14 protein-coding genes are annotated in these 22485 nt (G+C 49.1%); 4 read left to right on the forward strand and 10 right to left on the reverse strand.

Annotation, left to right across the window (positions count from 1 at the left end):
* Positions 1–85: 85 nt before the first annotated feature.
* The 3 genes from NG792_RS01545 to NG792_RS01555 all read right to left on the reverse strand — a co-directional run bounded on the left by NG792_RS01545 (position 86) and on the right by NG792_RS01555 (position 2835).
* Positions 86–1693, reverse strand: coding sequence for a serine/threonine-protein kinase (locus NG792_RS01545; protein ID WP_261234258.1), 1608 nt, complete (start codon positions 1691–1693; stop codon positions 86–88).
* A gap of 556 nt (positions 1694–2249) precedes the next feature.
* Positions 2250–2534 (reverse strand): DUF427 domain-containing protein, encoded by a 285-nt coding sequence (locus NG792_RS01550; RefSeq protein WP_261196982.1) that lies wholly within the window; start codon positions 2532–2534, stop codon positions 2250–2252.
* Between the two features lie 79 nt (positions 2535–2613).
* Positions 2614–2835, reverse strand: a complete 222-nt coding sequence (locus NG792_RS01555) for a hypothetical protein (RefSeq protein ID WP_261234259.1) — start codon at positions 2833–2835, stop codon at positions 2614–2616.
* Positions 2836–3152: 317 nt separating this feature from the next.
* Here NG792_RS01555 and recQ point away from each other — a divergent pair, with 317 nt between their 5' ends.
* Together recQ and NG792_RS01565 are read left to right on the forward strand one after the other, a co-directional pair.
* The gene (gene recQ / locus NG792_RS01560; protein WP_261234379.1) at positions 3153–5672 is read left to right on the forward strand and encodes a DNA helicase RecQ; all 2520 of its coding nucleotides are present in this window, start codon (positions 3153–3155) and stop codon (positions 5670–5672) included.
* Between the two features lie 180 nt (positions 5673–5852).
* Positions 5853–6191 carry an antibiotic biosynthesis monooxygenase gene (locus tag NG792_RS01565; protein WP_261196984.1) on the forward strand — a complete coding sequence of 113 codons (339 nt, stop codon included), beginning with the start codon at positions 5853–5855 and terminating at the stop codon, positions 6189–6191.
* Positions 6192–6678: 487 nt separating this feature from the next.
* Here the strand turns inward: NG792_RS01565 and NG792_RS01570 are convergent, their stop codons facing one another.
* Positions 6679–7779: a tetratricopeptide repeat protein gene (locus NG792_RS01570; protein ID WP_261234260.1), complete on the reverse strand. Its 1101-nt coding sequence runs from the start codon at positions 7777–7779 to the stop codon at positions 6679–6681.
* Positions 7780–8002: 223 nt separating this feature from the next.
* Between NG792_RS01570 and NG792_RS01575 the strand changes: the two genes are divergently transcribed.
* Positions 8003–9076: a DUF3616 domain-containing protein gene (locus tag NG792_RS01575; protein WP_261234261.1), complete on the forward strand. Its 1074-nt coding sequence runs from the start codon at positions 8003–8005 to the stop codon at positions 9074–9076.
* Between the two features lie 96 nt (positions 9077–9172).
* Here the strand turns inward: NG792_RS01575 and NG792_RS01580 are convergent, their stop codons facing one another.
* The 6 genes from NG792_RS01580 to NG792_RS01605 form a co-directional block, all read right to left on the reverse strand.
* Entirely contained in the window at positions 9173–9526 is a 354-nt protein-coding gene (locus NG792_RS01580) for a DUF732 domain-containing protein (RefSeq protein WP_261234262.1), read from the reverse strand.
* A gap of 374 nt (positions 9527–9900) precedes the next feature.
* The gene (locus NG792_RS01585; RefSeq protein WP_261234263.1) at positions 9901–17682 is read right to left on the reverse strand and encodes a CHAT domain-containing protein; all 7782 of its coding nucleotides are present in this window, start codon (positions 17680–17682) and stop codon (positions 9901–9903) included.
* Positions 17683–18147: 465 nt separating this feature from the next.
* Entirely contained in the window at positions 18148–19278 is a 1131-nt protein-coding gene (locus NG792_RS01590; RefSeq protein ID WP_261201517.1) for a site-2 protease family protein, read from the reverse strand.
* Between the two features lie 233 nt (positions 19279–19511).
* Entirely contained in the window at positions 19512–19826 is a 315-nt protein-coding gene (locus NG792_RS01595) for a Mo-dependent nitrogenase C-terminal domain-containing protein (protein WP_261201516.1), read from the reverse strand.
* A gap of 328 nt (positions 19827–20154) precedes the next feature.
* Positions 20155–20352: a hypothetical protein gene (locus tag NG792_RS01600; RefSeq protein WP_261201515.1), complete on the reverse strand. Its 198-nt coding sequence runs from the start codon at positions 20350–20352 to the stop codon at positions 20155–20157.
* A gap of 263 nt (positions 20353–20615) precedes the next feature.
* Positions 20616–20864, reverse strand: a complete 249-nt coding sequence (locus NG792_RS01605) for a hypothetical protein (protein WP_261201514.1) — start codon at positions 20862–20864, stop codon at positions 20616–20618.
* A gap of 468 nt (positions 20865–21332) precedes the next feature.
* On the opposite strand from NG792_RS01605, the gene NG792_RS01610 reads away from it, so the two are divergent.
* The gene (locus NG792_RS01610) at positions 21333–22127 is read left to right on the forward strand and encodes a DUF4114 domain-containing protein (RefSeq protein ID WP_261234264.1); all 795 of its coding nucleotides are present in this window, start codon (positions 21333–21335) and stop codon (positions 22125–22127) included.
* Positions 22128–22485: the final 358 nt, after the last annotated feature.

Genomic DNA, 22485 nt, shown 5'->3' on the forward strand with positions numbered 1-22485 from the left:
GACGCCTAAAATAAGTCAGCCTGACTCATTTTACAAGAGCATGGGTCTACTCAGGGGTTGAAACTGGGTTTGGGGTAGAAATCGGCTAAAAGATTCCCCGTTTGCCATTGGGTTTAATTGTTAGCCAGTTGGTGCGTGCCATTGCCAGTTGAGCTTCGCTGATTCTGGCCCCGGTGAGGTTGGCCCCGCACAGGTTGGCCCCGCGCAGGTTAGCTTGGGTAAAGGAGGCTTCCATTAAGTCGGCCCCTCGGAGGTCCGCGCCTTCTAAATTGGCATTGACAAAATAGGCTTTCGTTAAATTACTATCCCGTAGACAAGCTTTTACCAAAGTAGCGCGTCCGAAGTTCGCACTGGTGAGGTCGGATCCTTGGAAGTTGACGCGATTGAGCTTGGAGTCATAAAAATTAGCGCCGGATAGGGTTGAGGACCGCAAGTCTAACCCGGTGAGATTGCAGTCGCCAAAGTCTCGTTTACCTTTGCCATAGGCGAGGCGAATAGCTTTGGCATCGAAGATCCCATCACTGGCAACGGTGGAGGCGGCTAAGGTTTGGGTGCGAAAGCTCGTTGCTGAACCGGGATTAGAATTCATTCCTGAATTTAAGGCGGTCCCCCCGCGACTGGCAGCTTTGGCCTGTTTATTGGCGCGACGGGTTCGCAGTAACTCCACTTCCCGGGCGGCAGGGGATAATCCTCGGTTATTTTTTTCTTCGAGGCGGGTTTCTTCTTCTTGCGGGGGTGAGTCTTTGCGTCGCGACGAAGAGAGTCCTTCGGAAAGGGTTTGACGGTGGGATTCTAGATCCAAGGCGCGGAGGGCTTCTTCTGAGCTTTGGTAGCGATCGCGCACGGAAGCTGCCAGCATTTTTTCCAAAACCGCTGCAAAACTATCACTGACATAAACGTGGGGACGCCAGATCAGTTCGGTTGTCATGGGGTCATAGTCAAAATGTTTGGGGGATTTGCCCGTCAGCAGATACAGGCAGGTGGCTCCCACGGCATAAATATCACTGGCATAAACGGGGCGCAATGCCATTTGTTCTTGGGGGGCAAAACCCGGGGTGCCGATCGCAAAGGAGGTAAAGGCGGTTTCTCCGGTGGAATTGGCGTTGAGGAGTGCGGTTTGACTCACTTCGTCTTTGACTGCCCCAAAGTCAATCAGCACCAACTGATTATCCACGTCCCGGCGAATGATATTGGCGGGTTTGATATCCCGATGGATGACTTCATTATCATGAAGATATTTGACTAAGGGCAGGATTTCGCGCAAAAATTGTTTGACGGCAAATTCGGTAAAAGGTCCATTGCGCTTGGCTTCTTGTTTGAGGGTTTGACCGCTAACATATTCCTGAACTAAATAAAATTGGCGATCGCTTTCAAAGTAATCCAAAAGTCTGGGGACTTGCGGATGATTACCGATTTTCCCCAGGGTTTTCGCCTCGCGCTCAAAAAGTTGTCTTGCCATATCCAGGACCCGAGGCGAGGTTGAGGCGGGGCGCAGTTGCTTAATCACACAGACAGGCTTCCCCGGCAATCGGTCATCTTCGGCTACAAACGTAGCCCCAAAACCACCTTGACCCAATGCTTTAAGGACGCGATAGCGATCGCGCAGGAGTAAATTTGAGCCACAGGCTTGACACTGGATGGCATTCTCGGCATTTTTAGGTTCCGGACAGGCGGGATTGACGCAGTAGCTCATGAAACTTCACCTGATTGTTCAAACGGATGTTTTTTGACCCTAGGAGTGAGTCGTTGTAGATGCAAGACCCTTTTTTGCTTCAAGCATAGCAAGTCATTTGAGTGAATCTATCCTTACCTTAGACCATTGGTTGAGAAGTCTGAATGACAAGGGAGCCAATCTGGTAAAGGAATATCAAATTTATAAGGCGATTGTGTAAAGTCTTAGTAAATGCCACGGCGATCAAGACTATTCAAGCGCTCCTGATAGCGATCGCTCTATGCATGAGGGTTCCCTTAATTCCCCCTGAACAAACAAGAACGCTCCTGTTTTTTCCGGAAATGTTTCGACCTTAGTCGAGTTGGCTCCTCTCTTCAGGCGATCGGTTGTCTCAACGGCTCCTGTTCTCTCTATTTTTATCACTTAAGTGATTTTTGCCGAAAAACAGAAAAACCCCCTCCAGTCGCCATTTCAGAGTAGGGGTCATTCATGAATCACCCCGACCCCAGTGGGGACGTTGAACCTGGAGAAACAGGTAAAACAAAGGTGTGTTCTATGAACACACCTTGAGCACAGCTTAGACTTCTACCTTAACTCCACGCCAGAAGGCGACATAACCTTTAATCTGCTTGGCAGCATCTTTAACATTAGGATAATACCAGGCAGCATCTTTGTTGACCTGACCCTCAACCACGATATCGTAATAACTGGCTTGACCCTTCCAAGGGCAATTGGTGTGGGTATTACTATCTTGGAAATATTCCGACTTGATGGAATCTGGGGGAAAATATTGATTCCCTTCGACAACTTCACAGCGATCGCTTTCGGCTAAGATAGCTCCATTCCAGATGGCTTTGGGCATGATAGGTTACTCCTGATGTAAGGGTCTGTTCACCATTATGAGCCGATGGGCGAGCAAGTGGAGTGGATTTTGGGGAAAACTAACCCGGGATTTCCACGGCGATCGCCGTTACCAAACAGCGCAGTTTGGCTGCGGGACACCAGGCACAGCTATCGTGGAGTTTGGTAGAAGAACGGGCGCAAACCGAGTTGAGCCAGAGTTCTCCCGTGATTGGACAGACAAAGGTGTTGGGGTCGATCGCCCGTTGTCGGTAAGCATCTAACCCGATGACTTTGCCCCCTTTGGATAATGGTAGCCCCACCCTTGAGGGGATTCCGTCGGGGGGGGCTGGTGGGAGCATTCTCATCCGACTCCACCGATGCCTGGTGGTTGGATGCCTTAATAAAGGCGTTCCCATGTTTCTCCTCACATCACTTAAGTTATAAAAAAGCATCAGGCTGGCAAGTCTCATCCCAATCCTTGTCAGCAAAGGCTACATCGAAACTTCTAGCGAGGAGGTCCTGTGACCGGATAAAATCAACGATCAGGACATTAAGCCAAAATCCCGACTTAATTTAAGAATGATGCGGGTCTGTGACCCGATAAAATAAGGTGAAACTCAACGACAAACTGCGAGCCATGTCAGGCATCAGCCCTTTAAACGCCACTGCCCCGAATCAGTTAGAGCGATCGCTCAAACATTTTTTTGGGCATGATAGCTTTCGTCCGGGACAGCGAGAGATCGTCGAAGCCGCCCTGCAAAATCGGGATCTGCTGATCGTCATGCCTACGGGTGGCGGTAAGTCTTTGTGCTTTCAACTCCCGGCCCTCCTGCGAAAAGGGATAACCGTGGTGGTGTCACCCCTGATTGCTTTAATGCAGGATCAAGTGGAATCCCTGAAAAATAACGGCATTGCCTGTACCTTTCTTAATAGCACCCTGAGTTGGGAACAGACGCGATCGCGGGAACAAGCTATTCTCCAAGGTGAAATCAAACTCCTCTATGTCGCCCCAGAACGTCTGCTGAGTGAACGATTTCTGCCCTTCATGGACCTGGTACGCGCTCAAGTGGGCATCTGTGGGTTTGCGATCGATGAAGCCCATTGTGTCTCGGAATGGGGCCATGACTTCCGCCCGGAATATCGGCAAATGCAACTGTTGCGCCAGCGCTATCCGGAAATTCCCATGATGGCCCTGACTGCTACCGCAACCGATCGCGTTCGTCAAGACATTACCCAGCAACTGGCCCTGCGGGATCCAAAAATTCACATCGCCAGTTTTAACCGCCCTAACCTCTATTACGAAGTTCGTCAAAAAAACAAGCAATCTTATCGAGAATTAGTCAAGCTGATTCGCGAAAGCAAGGGTTCGGGAATTATCTACTGTCTCAGTCGTCGCCGCGTCGATGAAATCGCCCATAAATTGCAGCGAGAAGGCATTGATGCCATCCCCTATCATGCCGGAATGAACGATGAGGAACGCACCCTCAATCAAACCCGCTTTATTCGCGATGATGCTCAGGTGATTGTTGCGACCATTGCCTTTGGCATGGGCATCAATAAACCTGATGTCCGCTTTGTGGTTCACTATGATTTACCCCGCAATATTGAAGGCTATTATCAAGAATCGGGACGGGCGGGACGGGATGGAGAACCGGCAATTTGTACGATGTTTTTTGGGTATGGTGATATTAAAACAATTGAATATATTATAGACCAAAAAACTGACGTAGATGAACAACGGATTGCCCGTCAGCAGTTGCGACAAATTATTAATTATTCAGAAAGTACGGTTTGTCGGCGCACGATTCAACTGGGATATTTTGGGGAACGGTTTCCGGGAAATTGTGAAAATTGTGATAATTGTAGACATCCTAACCCGACAGAAGATTGGACGATTGAAGCGATGAAGTTTCTCTCCTGTGTGGCGCGCTGCAAGGAAAGATTTGGGATGAATTATATTATCGATGTGTTGCGGGGTTCTAAAAATCAGAAGGTTTTAAAATATGGTCATGAAACGCTTTCAACGTATGGGATTGGATTAGATAAAACCGCTGATGAGTGGAAAATGCTGGTTCGATCGCTAATTCATCAAGGGTTACTGGAAGAAACGACTGATGGGTATGCGGTTCTCAAGTTAAATGAGGGCAGTTGGGAGGTGATGCGAAAGCAACGGCAGGTTTTCATTGCGGTTCCGAAAGCGCCGGTGAATACAGAAATGACCGATCGCGATCGCAAAAAGGCCGAGGTGGAAATGTTGCTCGATCGCTTGCGATCGCTACGCAAGGAAATCGCCGATGAGCAATCTGTCGCCCCCTATATGGTGTTTGCAGATTCCACCCTGAAATTAATGGCGCAGCAACGTCCCCAAACCTTAGATGAATTTGGCAATCTCTCAGGAGTGGTAGGATATAAAGTCGAGCAGTATGGCGAGCGTTTTGTAACAGAAATTCGCGAGTATTGTCGCACATATTCACTCTCTTCGGTGGGGATGAATCGCGGCAGCAATAGCAATAATGGTAATGGGGAGTTGGATGCAACCGGGGACGAGTTATTTGAGCAGTTGCGCGTCCTGCGTCGGGAAATCGCCAATGAGCGGGGGGTTCCGCCTTTTGTGGTGTTTCAAGATAGTACCTTGAAAGCGATCGCCCAGGACCGTCCCCAATCTTTGGCAGCACTGAAACAAATCTACGGGGTGGGAGAGTATAAACTGGCGGAATATGGCGATCGGTTTATTACCGAAATTCAAAACTATTGTCAAGCCAGAGGACTACAGGAAAGTGCGCCCACGGACATTCCTGAATTAGAGGTGAATTCGGACCCTTCTTTGACTCAGCTACTCACCCTAGAATACCATCAAAACGGGATGAGTATTGCAGAAATTGCGGCAAAACGAAATGTGAAAGAGACCCGGGTGGAATATCACTTAATTAAACTGTTGGAAATGGATCAGGCAGTGGATATTCACCGCTTGGTTCCGGTGCAACGGCAGCAGGTGATTATCGAAGCTTTGCAATTGTTAGGTTCTAATCTACTCAAGCCGGTTTATGAACATTTGGGGGGAAAATATAGCTACAATGAGCTACGGTTAGTCCGGGCGGCTTGGCAACGGAATCTCTGTGGGAATCTTCAGTCTATCGAGGATGAATTGGAGTTTTAAACGGGTCATGGATTGACGGGGTTGTTCTCGGTTAAGGGGGCTAAGAATGGTAAGGTGGAAACAACCCAGGAAGGAGAGGGAGGAGAGATTCGAGTTAGGGGAATGTACCGTCCGAACTTGCCTCCTCCGGACTCTACTGGGGATTAAATTAGCAAGTTTTGTGACCCAGCGGAGGCAGTCATGACCGAGTTTATGGATTTTCTCAGACATAAATATGCTTATGTGGCGATCGGCGAATTTAAACCGGGTAAATTTGAAGAAGCCAAGCAACTATATGCCAAAGCCGTCTCTACTTACACCCAAGGGTTTAAGGGAGCCTATCTACTGCAACAGCCAAATACTGATAAAGGAATTGCAGTGATTTTTTGGGACGATATCGACGCGATGGAGTCTAACCACAGTGAGGCTTATGCGGCAATTTTAGACGAAATTTCCCATTTATTTGCTAAACCCCCGATGACGGCGTTTTATGACGTTTGTACCGAATTTCCGGCACCGGAGTCGGTGGCAGTGGAGTAAATTAAAGGTGCCGATCGCCGGTTGTTAGCCAGAATACAGCGAGATCGGCCCTCCGATGTTCCCGTGGGGGATTCCGGACCACTGACCCCCGCATCAGTGGTCCGCTGGGGAGAACCCCCTGGTCCTTTCCCCTAAAATGCAGGCGATCGCAACGACAAAGACGGGGTACAAAACCGAGGACTCTCTCTATTTTTATGTACCCAGGCTGTGCAAATCACCAAAAGTAGTATTCAATTCAATAGCAGATCAACGGATTTTTAATTCTCCTAATATCATATTTGCAGGCGCACCCCTACTGACCTAACCCCCTTTCCCCCTGCAAAGGATGGGGGAGAAGAGGAAAAACTGTTTTTTTAGGTTAATCCAAGGGACTTGATATAAGTTGAAAAAGTACGACGCTTTTGCCAAACAGGCTTTAGTGAGTTGCGCAATGGGTTTTTTGCCAGCGCGATCGCGATTCCATGATGGAGCATACTCGCACTTACATTCAATCCAACTCCTCCGCAAGCTCCTCTGCTTGGGCTTTTAGTGCCGCTTGCATCGTTTTTTCCGCATCCGCGAGAATCGGACTGGCTTCGGCATCCCGATTAGCTAACTTGAGGGCTGTACCCAAGTGATTCAGGGCTTCGGCTCGATAACCATCAACGCCGATGGAGTAGGCTAATGCCGTGGCCTCACAGAACTGTCCAGAACGAGCCTGCGCTGCCACAATTTCACACAGTGCCTTTTCCGGCCAACTCGGATAGCGCATAGAGCGAGCGGCTTCTATGGCCTCAGAAAAACGTCCAGCTTGGGTCAGTGCCGTTGCCAGTTGGTTCAGACTATTCTCGCGCTGCACCGGAGCGCCCAGAGAATAGGCGATCGTTTGTGCTTCAGTCAAAACGGTATCCGCTTCCCTGGGTCGGTTTACTCGCTCCAGAGTTGTCATCACCTGAAGTAGAGAATAAACGGAGCAAGACTCCATCCCCCGAGCGACCGTAGTAGCTTCGGCGAAAATAGCGCTGGCTTCATCCGGGCGATCGCCACTCTCCAATGCTAGGGCTAACTCTAAAAACGCACGGACTCGCTCGCTACGCTTGGTAATCGAACGGATCACATTTGCCGCTTCCTCAAAGTTTCCGGCTTGAGTCCATGCAGTTGCCAAACTCCTGAGCGCCTTGATGCACTCGCGTTCCCCCTCCAAAGAAGCCGCAACAGAGGCCGCTTCGGTAAACTGTCCCGCTTGTGCTAAGGCTGCCACTAGCTCGCTCAGAACGTTTTCTCCACTGGAAGCAGGCCACAGGGACTGAGCGATTTGGGGGATTTCGGCAAACAGAGCCTGTGCTTCATCATGACGGTGGGCTCGATGGAATGCTGTTGCTAACTCGCACAGCGCAATCGCTCGACTAGACATTTTCCGAATAGAGCGAGTTGCTGTAGTTGCCTCGGCAAAAACTGCACTCGCTTCACTGTCACGATTAGCGATCGCCAATTCTACGGCGCGATCTCTCAATTCTTGCCTTCGTCTCGTCTCTACAAAGTCCATACAAGAGGCTACCTCCATGACCGATTGCAAATGCTTAAATGCCTGTTTAAGCCCGGTTATCAATATAGCTCGTCGTCGGTGTCCTTTGCTATAGACATAGCAAGCAAGGTGCAAAGCCTGATCCCAGGCGATCGCTTACCGCACGTCCCGGGATTCCAGATTGGATCCCTTGTCAAATATCAAAATGATTTAGGGTTGCGATAGAGTCGCCCGCAATCAATTGTGTAGAGGGGGCAATTCCTGTAAGATGGGCCTATATAAAATACCGAACTCTGGTTAACTTCTTATGTCTGAAGCTTTTTTACTCAGCCGAATTCTGCTTAAATTTGACCCGGAATCCCAGGAACGGCTGGGAGATTTATCCGCCGTTGCCTTTACTCCCGATGGTTCATTATGGGTTGGTTCCGATGAATTACTAACTCTGGAACGGCTTTCGGTGATTGAACCTTATGTTTATGGAAATCATCAACCCTTTGAAATCGGAGAATTGATCGAGTTATCTAATCACGAAGAGGAAATCGATATCGAAGGAATGGATTACTCGGAGGGCTACCTCTGGTTTACCGGGTCTCACAGTACAAAACGTAGCCAGCCGAAAGGGAAGAATCCGGAGAAAGATATCCGCAGGCTGGCCCGAGTCAAAAGCGAGGCCAATCGCTATTTATTGGCCAGAATTCCCATTCAAGATGGAGTTCCGGTTAAAGCCTCTCCCGACCCTTTGAATGGCGATCGCCCCTTGACTGCGGCTTCCTTGGAAAAAACTGAAAGCGGCAATATTTTAATAGACGCCCTGAAAAAAGATGTTCATTTCGGTTCAATTATCGCCGCACAGCTTCCCAGCAAAGAAAATGGATTAGATATAGAAGGATTGGCCGTTCGGGGTTCTAAAATTTTTATGGGGTTTCGCGGTCCCGTTCTGCGCGGTTGGTCGGTGATTATTGAACTGGAAGTCGAAGAAAGTGCGCCCGGAACATTAACGCTCAAAGAGATTGGCCCAGAAGGACGGCTTTATAAAAAGCATTTTTTGGATCTCAATGGCTTAGGGATTCGAGAAATCTGTTTAGATGGAGATGACTTAATTATTTTAGCCGGTCCAACTTTAGATTTAGATGGTGGAATGAAAATGTTCCGGCTGACCCGGGTATTTGAGCGCCCGGGAGATACAATCATCGCCCAGGATGAGACGGAATTAAAAGTTTTATTTGAGTTACCGTTTAAGCTAGGAACCGATCGCGCTGAAGGATTAGCCCTTGTGCCTTGTTTGGGACATCCCAATTCTTTGCTCGTGGTTTATGATTCCCCGGACCCGGCGAGATTAGTTAATAATGATTCGGTATTTGGGGATGTGTTTCGCCTATGATTATTCACGGCTGAAAAGATTAAAGGTTTAAAACTGAAGTCATGGCAAGGGGAGGCAGGCTTCCCCCACTGACACAGGGGTGAAGCCTGCTTTTGCTTATAATGCTTGCAATTGGGAAAAGCGCTCGGGACAGAAGAGGGCGACTCCAACAGCAATCACCTTACCGCTATAGAGTCCCCGCGCTTGTAATTGCGCTTCGGGCACATTTTCTTGGGCGATGGACTCGGCGACTTTTGTCGCAAAGTCTTCGACGGAAGACCCAGCAGCCAGGGCGCTACAGGCTTCTTGACCCAACTGTTCCGCCTGTTGACTCCCCACCTGTTGATGGATTTGGAGTTCTTCTGGGGTCAACAGTCCTTCTAAAACAGTATCAAATTCTTGAGCATAAGCCGGAGTGAGAGAGCCTAAAACAAGGGAAGTGCTTAGACAAACGAGGGATTTTTTCAGCATAATTGTATGTTAAGAAAGCGGTGATATTGTTTCCCGTTCCACGAGTGAGCGAGATTGGGGAAAGCTAGACGCTTTAAATTACCCCTGCATTATAGTCGGGAGTGGGGAAAGTCAGCTTAGGGGGTGATCGCCCTCCCCCTGGGTGAATTTGGTCGGCGGTACTCCAAAACCCTTTACCCTGGCCTAAATTGAGAAGGACGCCAGGGAAAGAGGGGTCGGAAACTGGGGGATTTTTTCCCCAAGACAAGTTGGATCCGTAGGCTCTAATCGTAGGGAGGACTACTTATTTAGGCCAGAATGAACTGACAGTCAAAGGTGGGAAATCATTTTATGTAGTGGGGATGAATGGCGGCGGGTTGAACTCCAAAGGGGGTTTACCAGGGACTGCCGATCGCTGTAAATCCGGACCAGTAGTAGGGATGGGATAAGGCATAATCTCCTACTTCTGACAATTCCGGTGGCAGGTTGAGCGCCCCTTGGGAGTGAATTAGGCGATCGGATTCAATTCTCACTTCACCGCGTAGCATAGCCAGTTGTGCTTGCCGCAAGGCATCGGCTTTCAGGGAAACTAAGTTGAGATGATGGTATAATTCGGTCATGAGTCCTAATGTGGCTTCATCATTGACATACCACAGAGAGGCGATCGCGGTTTTTACGCCACTTTTAACCGCTAATCCCGCAAACCCTAATTCTGCCTCGCGATCTCCCAGGGCGGTGCGGCAAGCGGATAGCACTAATAACTCCACCGTAGGCATATCTAACTGTAATGTGGTCATTTCATCTAAATTCAGCCGACGGTCCCAGAGTTGAATATAAGAATTCGTGCGATCGCCTGTTTGAAATTCCGCATGAGTTGCCAAATGAATGATTTTTAAATTATCTCTTTTATGGGATTCTGACAAATTTTCTAGGGTAAATTCTTCGTTTAAAAAGGCTTTATCTGACCCGGTTTGTTGCACAATATGGCTCAACTCTAACGGCACTGCTGGTAAAGGAGAGTGTTGGGCAAATTTAGAAGCACCCATTGCCAACACTGGAGAATTTTGCAGGGAATGATAGGTTTGGGCAGTTAGGCTAAAACTGGGAATTAAACTCAGACTATACCGTTCAATTAAAAATTGCTCCCCATCAAACAAGGCGGCAATGGGTAAGCTGCGTAATCCCGGATCCAAAGAAAACAGGAGGGTGTCAATTTCTAAATTTTCTAATTCTTCCGCAATGGGCCCAATAATCCAATCATACAACTGTTTCCCCGAGGAAAAATAGTTGTTCATATTTTGTCTTCTGGGGTCGGTAATTTCCCACCGAAATTCATTAACCACCGGAAACAATACTTCCGGAGTTGCTTCAAAAATGGTCTGGCGAATGGGAGGACCAACGGGGGGGACTAAGATGATTTCCAAGCGATCGCCCCGGGAAATGGCATAAAGAATGGCGGCCTGTTTTCCGGTTTGCTCCTTGAGGGTTTTTAAGGTCTCTTGGAAGCTAAACAGGGTTAGATTTTGGGAAGGCAAATTCCCCGTAACACCCAGATAATCTTGGAATTCTTGATTCCGCGACTCTTCGATCGCCCAGATAATTTCTTCGGTATTCTCATGGGCAAATGCCAGTTCTAAGCGCGAGATGATCTGTTCGGATTTTTCCCCCTCCATGAAGGTTTGAGGATTGGGGTACGCCCCCATCGCCCTGGAACTAATATACTGGTGTTCCTGTTGATGAGGAATCAACGAGGACTCGGTGAGATTAGCATTAGGAACGATGTTTCCCAGGGTAGATTTCATTTGTTTGAGGGATTCCAGCATTTCCTTCCCTTTGGCAATTTCAGTATCTGATAAGTTGGGATTTGTGCTGATTGCCCATTGATACCAAATTGAACTATCAATGTTCAAAATTTCATTAAAAATCCATCCCGCATCGCCGAGGGGTTCTAGGGGTTCTGTAGCGGAATAGTTTAGGTTAGAGGCAGAAACCTGATCGCCGGTTGTACTGGCGGGGATGGGGTTGGATAAAGGTGCGATCGCCACTTGTCCCGATTCTGGCACATTCTCCCCGGTGGGTTGGGATAAGGATTCGGGCAAAGTGTCGGTGACTCCCGATGGCGATGCCAGTAATGGCAGATTCTCGGTATCGGGTGCGATCGCTGGCATTTCTCCCCCAACCGTTGCCTTGATGGGTTCCGTTACCCCCTCACTTGGAGATAACTGAGGCAGTTCTATGGACTCACCGAGTTCCGGGGTGACCAAAATTGGCGATCGCTCACTTTCAGGGCCGACGCCTTGATCCGGTCCCGGGTCTAGAGATTGCTCACCGGGGGGTAATTCCATTGGCGATATCGAGGCGATCGAGACCCGGGGAATATTTCCTGACGGTTCTGCTGTAGGCAGGGGTTGGGATGTCGCCGGTGGTGATTGAATCGGTAGCGGTGTAGAAGATTGTACCGGCGCCGGTGTGGGTGTTGGCAAAGAGGATTCTACCGGCGTGGGTGTTGGCGCTGGCAAAGAGGATTCTACCGGCGCGGGTGTTGGTGTGGGTGTTGGTGTGGGCGTAGGGGATTCTACCGGCGCTGGTGTTGGCGCTGGTGTTGGTTCCTGTACGGGTTTCGGTGGAGGTTCGGGAACGGAGTAAATCCCGATATTGCCTTGGGTAAAGGTATATAAAAACGAGTCACTGGTGATCTCACTGGTCCCGGTGGTTAAAGCACCGGCAGTCCCATTGATGCGGGCATCTCCGACAATAAAAGGCACAATCCCATCCCCTCCGTGACGAATGACGATCGCACCGCTACCTGTACCGCCCATAGTGGAAATACTCGCCTCTTGTCCATTTGCTGCGGTAAATGTCCCGGTAGCGCGGAAATTGCTCCCGGTTGTGATATCCACCGTTCCCCCAATTGTTCCTCCTTGAGCATTAATCCAACTCACTTCGATATCCCCTTCCGGGTCGAGAGTGACATTTCCCCCGGCCCCCGCAGTTCCGGTGGCGGCGATCGCCCCGGCGAAGATGGCGGTTTCGGCGAGGACTTGAATACTGCCTCCATCCCCTGCACCAGAGGCGTTCAAGTCTCCCGAGGTAATCGTTCCCGGGGCCAGAGTCCCATTACCTCCGGTTAAGGCAATGTTCCCCCCATTTCCGCCGGTGGCGCCACTATTCACAGTCCCCATTGTGATATCATTCCCCGTTTGAATGCTCACCTCACCCCCGGCAGTCCCGCCGGATGTGTTAATATTTCCTAGGACAATATTCCCGGTTGTGGTATTAACGGTGAGGTTTCCCCCAGTTCCGAGGTTGGCACTACTATTAATGTTTCCCCCAGTAATTCCGGTATTGGCACTCAGGGCGATCGCCCCGCCATTGTCTCCCTGGGTGGTTAAGGGTCCGACGGCGACTGACCCGGATGTACTCTCTAGGTTAATGTTGCCCGCCGTGAGATCCGTGGTAGTGATGTTGCCCACTGCGGTTACCTGGGTATTGCCTTCAGTGGCGATCGGGCGGTTCAGACGAACGGTTCCTGTAGCATCAATGGTAACCCCGCCCAATTCTACGGCGATCGGCGCATCTACAGTTACATCCCCGGCCTGAATTTCTAACCCCATCAAGGGAATTATATTCCCGATCGCCTTCTCAAGTTGCAGGTTACCTGTACCGCTATTTAAGGTCAACTCTTGGGAACCATTCACGGTTCCCCCCAGGATAATCTGTCCATTTGCTGCGGAGGTATCCAGGATAATATCTCGCTTCAGTTGAATATTGTCGCTTTGAATGGTAATTCCATTACCCTGGGTGGTGACCATATCCCCATTGAGTATCGTTTCACTTGCTGTGGCATTCAGGTCGGCTAAATTAGCACTTTCTAAGCGAATTGTGCCACTCTGTGCATTCAAAATTAAGGCGCGATCGCCATTCACAATCCCAGCAAAATTAATATCTCCCTGGGACGTTTCCACTGCTGTATTATCCTGCAAGATAATATTGTTAGATTCAAAGGTAATTGACGAATCATTCGCCCCGCTAATAGACCCGGCGAGTTCTATCGTATTTCCCCGCAAGATGAGCGAATCTCTAAATTCTACAACACCCCGACCTACTTCTAAGGTGGTGGTTCCGGTCCCGTCTGTCCGTCCGATGGTGATGGAGTTAAACCCAGTTTGCAATAAATCCAGTTCCGTTGCTGTCAGGGTTAATGTGGAATTTTGGCCCTGATTGATTGCACCCAGTTTGATATCTAAACTGGGCGTAAAGGGTTGTAAAACCAAATTGCCATCACCCCAAATTGTCCCGCCAAAGTTTAGGTCGTCAGCAGTTAAGGTAATATCATTTAAAGGGGTGATGGCCCCGATGCTTAAATTAAAATTAATGCTGCTGTTTCCAGCAGTTACGGTTAAGTCTTGATTGCCATTGACCGTCCCATCAAAGGTAATGTCTGCGTTTGTTGTTTCTACAGTAGCGGGATTGAGGATTGAAATATCCCCGGTGGTTGAAAAGGTCAAAGAAGCGTTATCTGTGCCTTGGACTGTATTGTGTAGATTAATCATGCCCGTCTGCGATCGCACGGTCAAGGGGTCGCTGATGGAAACTTGATTCAAATCAATGGCGGCAGTGCCATCCATCCGGCCAATGGTAATAGAATTAAATCCATTTTGGAGTTGATTTAATTCACTTAAAGTTAAGTCTAAAGCGGGGGTATGATTCTCGGCCTCCCCGAGGGCAATGGGTTGGTTAGGGGTGAAGGGTTCTAAGGTGAGGTCACCTGTCCCGGAAACTGGACCGCCAAAGTCAATTTCCTCTCCCCGTAAGCGCAGATTGCCCTTTAATAATATACTATCCCTGAAATCGAGGAGAGTCGCGGTAGCATTTCCCGATAAGGTGGTGGGGGTATCGGTGGTTAAGAGATTTAAGGGGGTGGTTTCTCCAATATTTCCCTCTAGGTTGATTGTACCTGTGGCGGTTTGCAGGGTTAAATCATACCGGCCATCAATCTCCCCGATTATATCAATTGTACCGCCCCCTGCATCAACGCTGGTATCTTGATCGAGGATAACTGTGCCTGCGATTTGAATGGCATTGCTGTGGGTAATGATTTCATCTTCCGGGGTGATGATTCCTCCAGCAGTGAGGGCGATCGCACCTCCCGTCCCGGAACTGCCCTGGGCAGTGATATTTCCCGGGGTAACATTGCCCCCTGCGGCAACGGTAATATCCCCTCCATCCCCAGCAGATGAGGCATTCAGGATTCTTGTGATAATATGTTCCCCAGCATTGAGTTCAATTCCTCCCGGGGCGATGATATCCTCGGTGATAATATGGGTTCCTGCATCGAGGGCGATCGCGGCATTTCCCACAATCCCATCGGGGGCGGATATCGACCCCGCACCCTCGGGAGTTCTAATCAGCAAGGGGTCGTTAAAAGTGTGAGAATTGGTAACGGTGACCATCCCGCTACTGTTACTCCGGCCAATAGTGAGGGAAGCAAACCCCGGTTGTAACCAACTCAAATCCGTTGTTGTCAGTTGGAAAATGTGGGGATTTCCGTTACCGGGTCCGGCGATCGCCATGTTTTGGGCCGGGTTGAAGGGTTGTAAGGTGAGGTGAGTTGTCCCGGAAACGACATCGGTAAAATGAATCCGATTGGCGGTGAGTTCCACATCCCTAGTGATGTTAATTGGGGTATTATAGGTTTGAGTCTGGGTGGTGGTGATATTCTCGGCGATCGCCGTCTGTGCCGCATTCACTGTTAAATCAACTAAAGGCGTCTTTTCCCCCACAATGGAATTCAGGGTGACGGTTCCCTCTTCCGTCTGGAGGAACAAACGGGCATCCCCATTTACTGCCCCTTCCAGGTTGATCCCTCCCTGATTTTGGTACTGTTCAAGGGTCAAATCCTGATTAACCTGAAGATCCCCCTCGATGTTAATCGGATTAATATATCCTTGAATCGACTGCACCGAAATAGTCCCCGTCGGAGCCCATAAATCTATACCTCCGCCCCGGGTCCCATTGCTCGTAGACCGGGACCAGATCCTCTCACTATCAATGTTTCCCTGGGGACTCATGAGACGAATGTTACCCCCATCCCCAGCACTATAGGACCGAGAATCGATATTCCCTGTCAAAATGGAACTGCTGGCACTCTCTAAAGTAACGGCCCCACCGGATGCCCCACTACTGCGAGTGCTGATATCGCCCGTTTGGATATCAGTTCCTGCGGCGATCGCTATTGCACCCCCATCCCCTTTCACCAACCCATCCATATAGGCAGCGGTACTCAGAATCCCCGTTTCCACTCGTCCCAAAGGGGCAGATAAGGTAATATCCCCACCCCCTTGCATGACCAAATCCCCCAGCAAATTATCATTCGCCTCGGCAATAATATTCCCGGTGACAATATCTCCCCCGGTGGCGGTGAGGGTGACACTCCCGGCATTTCGCGCCATCAGTCCTAAAAATAGGATGTTTGTACCCACATCACTCACATCCACGTTCCCGAGGGTAATATTCACCCCAGAAATGGTCAGACTCCGACCCTTAGCGATAATCGATTGGGTCGGGTCCATTCTAAAGTCGCCACTGCCGCTATTATTGGCATCAGCAATAAAGGCCAGTTGTAAGGGGTTGGCCCCCACGAGGGTTCCTCCGGGATTGGCAAAGTTCAGCGAAACCCCCGGGGCAATAGTGATATCGTTATTCGCCTCCAACCGGATATCAGCGACAATTGAAGTTAGATTCCCAACGCTGATTGTATAATTAAGGTTGGGGTCATCCATCCCGGAAATAGTGCTATTCAACAGCAGTTTATTATTGTGAGTTCCGCCCGTTGCCACAATTTCGATATTTTCTGGGTCCAGCAGCAAGTTCCCCACAGTTCCCCGGACGGCACTCAAGTCCACATGGCCTCGAAACAGGAGGGTCTCTTTCCCCGATACTTCCACAAAACCCCCATCGGATGAGGTTTCCTGACTGCCTCGGGCGGTGATACTTCCGGCAAACTCCGTTGTATCATCGGCCCATAAAATCACCGTCCCGCCATCGCCTTCTTGGATTGCATCTGCGGTAATTTCTGACCCTTCACTCACAACAGTCTGGGTGGCATTGGGAATATTTCCCCGTCCCTGAAAGTCTCCACCAATTCTAATCGTCCCGCCACCACTTCCCGAGGCATCCAGGGTTCCTTCAACCACCGCCACACGGTTGCCGAGGAGGGCGATTTGTCCTCCGGTCGTGTCCTCGGCGGAGACATCCAGGGTCCCGGAGGTAATGGCATCGCCCGGTTGTGCAGCAACGCTGATTCCTGAACCCGTGAGGGCGATCGTGCCATCTTCCTGAACCTCAACGCCGGTGGCATGGGTGAGACTCCCCCCGACAAGCAACTCCGGTAAAGACAAGGGGGCGATCGCCCCCCAGGGTTGCATTTCCGGCGGTCTCACCTCTAAACTCAGCAGATGATGTTCTTGGGAAATTCTCACTACGCTTTCACCGGGGACCGCTGCGATCGTAATGCTTCCCCCAGGCGCGGCAAGGGTTCCCGTATTAAAAATGCTCCCCCCTAACAAAGTTAAGTGATTTCCCGGTTGCAGGATTAATTCCCCAAAGTTGGCAATACTTCCGGGTTGTTCTAACCCAAAGGCAAACTGCGAAGGGGTTCCCACTAAACTTGCCCAGTTATTTTCCCCGATCGCCTTAAACCACCCGTCCCCCAACCCGATTGCTGTGGCAGTCGTTGCTAAAAAGTCTCCGGAAACATTAAGTTGTGCGTTTGATCCAAAGACAATTCCTGCTGGATTCATTAAATAGAGATTGGAATTGCCTCCAGTGATTTGAATTAATCCATTAATATAAGAGGCATCGCCTCCGGTAACTCGTCCCAAAATATTTGCGATCGCCGGGTTGGACAGAAAATTCGCAACTTGTCCTCCCTCTAAATTGAAGCGCTCAAAACTGTGGAACAAATTGGCCCCATCTGCCGACTGTTGTCCCCCCTGAATATTAAATTTTGTTCCCTCCGTGGTAATTCGGGTGCCGGTCCCATCGCTTGCCGGATCAATGCCTTGGGCCAACAAGGGGTGTTGATGCGCGCCAATCACCGTGGCAACCAATCCAGTGATAATCAACTGAATTTGCTTTCCCCTTAATTCTTTGACTGGACCAATACAATAACCCACAATTCCCCCTGACCTCCTGAGCTGTTCCTCTGTCCCCGTTTAGCGCTCTGATGTTCCTAAGACGGATTCCCTGATTCTGGAGAACCCCACCCCATTTTTTATCTGTTGGTGGGCTGTTAGTACCGGGTTTGAATTAAACAACAAGTCTATTTTAAAAGACTATTTTTACCATTCTTTTACTCTACTGGATTATATCCCCTTTGACAAGTTAAGTATTCTTGCTCAAGAAGCGTGTTAAGTTCCTATGAATAGGTCGCTTAAAATTACCTAAATTGGGGACAGATTGACGCCAATCCTTGCTACGGAGAGATTCCCGGGGTTAAAGGGGTCCGTGGCGTTAAAATTCCGCTTAAAATTCGGCTCAAGTGGGGCCGGGTTGAGAGGACGGATCAGGGACAGAAAAAAAACCCGGTTTCATTACAGAAACCGGGTCCAAGTTAGATTAAACGAACAGCCCCTGAAGAATTAGGCGGGATTCGTTTGGCTAGATTTGTGTTGCAGCTTTCGGACAATCTCACCTTTTTCCAGGAGTCCGACTAAGAGGCCATTGTCATTAATGACCGGCAACTCACTTAAGTCTCGATCTTCGAGAATGGCGATCGCTTCGAGTAAGGTGACATTGGATTTGATCGTGGTCGTGGATTCCACGGTTTTCATCAGTTCTTTCACCTGCGTATTCGGCCAGTCCGAGGTCGAAATCAGTTTCAAATCATCCACGGCGATCGACCCGATTAAATATCCTGCCTCATCGGTGACTAAAAACTTGCGCCACTGAGTTTTGCTGCCGATAATGTACTCGTTGGCAAACTCACGTAAAGAGAGTTCGGCAGAAACAATCGGACTGTTAGGGTTGACCGCATCCGCAGCGGTATAGTGAGAAAGGGTATCCTGAATCGCCGCTGATTGTGCGGCAGTTCCAGCGTTTTGAATCAGGAAGAACCCGATTAACAGGGTCCAGAAGCTCCCTATGTTACTGATGCCGAGGATGGCCATCCCACCGAGGAGTACAGCAATCCAACCGAGTGCTTGGCCGACTCGGCCAGCAAAGATGACACCTTTGTAGGGGTTGCCGGTAATTTTCCAGACGAGGGATTTGAGGATATTCCCGCCATCTAGGGGTAAACCGGGAATGAGGTTAAACAGGGCTAACATTAAGTTGATTGAGGCCAACAGTCCCAGAATCGCAGCGATTGGGCCAGTGAGGGGGGTTGTTAAGGCCAGGGCACTAAAGAGGGCAAACAACAGTAAGCTCACTGCAGGTCCGGCGATCGCCACCCAAAATGCCTCACCGGGCGTTTTGGACTCCCGCTCTAAACTAGCCAGTCCCCCGAACAGGAACAAGGTGATAGATTTCACTTCAATTCCCTGACGAATGGCTACAAAACTATGTCCCAGTTCATGGGCTAAGACTGAAGCAAACAGCAACAACGCTGCAACCAATCCTAAAATCCAGGGGAGTATTAACCCCATTGCCGGAAATTGAGCAGCCAGCGCTCCCCCATAACTAAATGTCACTAAAGCAAGCACTAAAAACCAAGAAGGATTAACGTAAAAAGGGATTCCGAATAAGTTGCCGATGCGAATGTTGCCGTTCATATTGGCTCCGTCATTTATTAACAATTGAGATGCAGTGTTTGGCTTCTCATTCCTTTTACTGTAACAAAATGTAACGAATCGGTCAATCTCAGTTGAGTCGTAGTAACCGTCCCTAGGGGTTCGGCTTAAATAAACCGGATTTCAACCTGAGTAAATCTACGGAGTTCCCCGAGGTAAAAGTCTGAAACTGAAGGGAAAGAAGCTCTATAAACCACCCGGTGATGGCAGAAGGATTAACAATAGGCCGTGACATCTTCGCCACATTCATCGGCGAGGAAACATAACGCCCGAAACCGCAGAAATACCAGTTGTTCATAAAACGGATTGAGCTTACACAGGGGTGGAATGTGAAATAAAGTCCGTCCAAATAGCTGGATATCCCGTTCAAATGGACATTGCGCCGGAATTAGCTTGCACAACTCTTTCGCCTGTTGGGGGTTTTTAATTTCAATGCGATCGATCCAGTTACGGATAGGGAGCAGGACATCATCAAACCGAAGTTTAGCAGGAATTTTTGACTGGCGTAATAAGCTGGATAGAATAAACATCACGATTCTTCCTTGACATCAATCTCTGAAGGTTTTTTTCTTATAGTCTTATAATTAACCATGCATTCCCACTTTGTCCCAGCCCAAAGTAGTAAAATCCACCCTCGCTAGATAGAGTTTTCTTATCTAAATTATACGAACAAAGGGAGAATCAATAGCCTGTCGGTGCATTTGCAGTCACAGAAAAACGCTGTAACCCTCTGTGTGCAAAGGATGTGTTTTCTAATACCTGAGATAGAGAGCCTCAGTGCGCTTTTAACTGCTGGCTTCCAAACTACCTCCCGGGTAAAACCCGGGGAGGTTTGTGGAAACTGGAGTTTTATCAGTCTTATAACTTTTGCAAATCTTCTGGTAAGGCATGGTAGCGCCAATACTGTTTTAAAAGGCTCACTTCCGAACTACTTCCCGGGTAAAACCAGGGAAGGTTTCGGGAAACTGGGGTTTTATCAGTCTTATAACTTTTGCAAATCTTCTGGTAAGGCATGGTAGCGCCAATACTGTTGCCGGAGTCCGTCGATATACTCATGCTCTTGCCGGGAGGGTTTAGCGAAGCATAATCGGCAGCAGCCTGATCATGCGGTCGGGTTTTCCTGTGAATATAGGAATGTACCAGTTAGTCGTACAGGGCGATCGCCTGTTGTATCTCCTGCGGTCATATCATGTTTGCTCGCTCACCCACAGTGAAACCCCCGTCCCACCTCTTTTAACACCTTCTCCTCAGAAGAAAGGGAGGTATAAGGAATAGATGTCTTTGCTGTTGTCCGGGGGAGAAGAGGAAGAATTGTTTTTTTAGGTTAACCCAACGGACTTGATAAGACAATGTTCTACACAATGTAACCTCTGTTCCCCGGCCTTCAAATTTGGATAAAATTTCACGGAGACAGCCTCGATCTGCAACAACAGCATCATCAGGCGATCCAGATTTTTCTGGTTCTTATTTTCTGGATAATATTTCACCAAATCCTCTAACAGGAGACAAATATTATCCGAACCCAATTTGTAGAAATTTGCCACCGCCTCCGGTATTTGCTGTTTCAAACCCATTCACCAATGCGATCGGACCTTAGAAACTTGCAGGGCGATCGCCCGAGGCCAGGACCGGCCCCTGAGAAACCCTCGAACGGGTGAGCAATTCTTAGACCTTCAAGCTGAACTCAGCTTTAATCCAGGATCCAGGCAAGAGAAAGAGCAAGACTGAAACACCGTTTTTGTCCTCGGGATTGAATCCTGAACCGAGGCCCTAGGTTAGGGGATAAAGCCCCTAAATGTGGCAATATTTTGAGGGAATTGAAGACCCAAACCCCTTAAAATTTACAAACCCTTTAAAAAACCCCCCTTAAAGATAAAGCTCTAAACAAGAGTTTTTTTTACTCTTGCCTTTGCTAGAAAATCCCCATATTATAAAAATGACATAGGGTGCAGATACCCAGACAGAGGTTGGACAGAGAAGTGCATTCACAACCACATTCCTTTAACTCATTCTTCCAAAACAGGGAGACCCCCATCATGAACGCTCAAATCAGTGACAAAATTTCCTCTTGCAAGACAATCGGTCGCCACTGCACCCTAGGTTTGATGGCCTTGGCTGCCACCACCGCCAGCGTTTTCGCGGCTCAAAGCGCTTCGGCTCAGGTGACTCAAAGCCAGTATGAGGCTCAATATACAAGCTCACCCAGCGATCTATTGCGTTTAGATTTCGATACGTGGAACCTCTTTAACAGTGTGGTGAATGTAGAGCGGCAGAAGCTCAGCACTCTTCAGCGCCCTCAAGCGGACCTCAGTAAACTGCGTTGGGGCGGTGGCGTTCAAGATGTGGAAGTGTTCTTCATCAATGAAGGAGCAGGCTACCGGAATCAGCTATTCTACTCTGTAGATGGTGGAACCAGCAAAAACATGATTTTTGGTGATATTTCCTCCCCCCTGAGCCTTCTTTCCAACAGTAATGGACCCCTGAAACTCGGGCAAGGGAGCAATTTGGGCAGTTTCACCGGAAATACTTTTATTGATTTCTTCGTGAAGTCTGACGGTGCCAATGGCGGCACAAATTACCTCGGATTTGACCCGGATCAGAACCCCGGCTCATCCAAGGGTCTGTCCCACGTGATTGGATATACTTTTGGTGACTACTTGCTCCTAGGGTTTGAAGACATTATAGGAGGAGGGGATCTCGACTTCAATGACGTTGTGTTTGCCGTCAAAGGGGTAACGACTTCAGTCCCTGAACCTTCTTTGATGATTGGGCTAATCGCTACGGGTGCAATGGTCGTGCTGCGCAAACGCGCTCACAATTCAGAAGTTTAAGGGTGGTATGAACTCAAGAAAAAACTCGCCTATTCTAGGCGGTTTGAGCCAAGGGGATTGAAGGGGTAGACCGGCTTTTCATCAAAGAGATCGCCCCTCTGGTCCCCGAAAACCCCTTAAACTGATCCGGCAACGCCGGATCAGTTGTCGCTGCTCACGATAACCGGGCTACAGGGAGGCATCTTTCATCAGATTCTGGTCAATCCCTTTGAGCCTCTGTGCGTACAAAGGCGCATTTTTGTAATTTTATCGCATCTTAGTCTGGATATACTTCATCACCTCTTATCATCAATGGCGATCGCCCGTTCAGGTCAATGTTCCTGAAATCCCGAGGCGATCGCCTCCGTTTCACCGCCCA

The sequence above is a fragment of the Laspinema olomoucense D3b genome, from assembly GCF_025370785.1.
In the GTDB taxonomy this organism is placed as follows: Bacteria; Cyanobacteriota; Cyanobacteriia; order Cyanobacteriales; family Laspinemataceae; genus Laspinema; species Laspinema olomoucense.

What these genes read in the sequence shown, in the direction of transcription:
- NG792_RS01545 (WP_261234258.1), bottom strand. Translation starts at nt 1,693, where the DNA reads ATGAGCTACTGCGTCAATCCCGCCTGTCCGGAACCTAAAAATGCCGAG.
- NG792_RS01550 (WP_261196982.1), bottom strand. Translation starts at nt 2,534, where the DNA reads ATGCCCAAAGCCATCTGGAATGGAGCTATCTTAGCCGAAAGCGATCGC.
- recQ (WP_261234379.1), top strand. Translation starts at nt 3,153, where the DNA reads ATGTCAGGCATCAGCCCTTTAAACGCCACTGCCCCGAATCAGTTAGAG.
- NG792_RS01565 (WP_261196984.1), top strand. Translation starts at nt 5,853, where the DNA reads ATGACCGAGTTTATGGATTTTCTCAGACATAAATATGCTTATGTGGCG.
- NG792_RS01575 (WP_261234261.1), top strand. Translation starts at nt 8,003, where the DNA reads ATGTCTGAAGCTTTTTTACTCAGCCGAATTCTGCTTAAATTTGACCCG.
- NG792_RS01580 (WP_261234262.1), bottom strand. Translation starts at nt 9,526, where the DNA reads ATGCTGAAAAAATCCCTCGTTTGTCTAAGCACTTCCCTTGTTTTAGGC.
- NG792_RS01590 (WP_261201517.1), bottom strand. Translation starts at nt 19,278, where the DNA reads ATGAACGGCAACATTCGCATCGGCAACTTATTCGGAATCCCTTTTTAC.
- NG792_RS01595 (WP_261201516.1), bottom strand. Translation starts at nt 19,826, where the DNA reads ATGTTTATTCTATCCAGCTTATTACGCCAGTCAAAAATTCCTGCTAAA.
- NG792_RS01600 (WP_261201515.1), bottom strand. Translation starts at nt 20,352, where the DNA reads ATGAGTATATCGACGGACTCCGGCAACAGTATTGGCGCTACCATGCCT.
- NG792_RS01610 (WP_261234264.1), top strand. Translation starts at nt 21,333, where the DNA reads ATGAACGCTCAAATCAGTGACAAAATTTCCTCTTGCAAGACAATCGGT.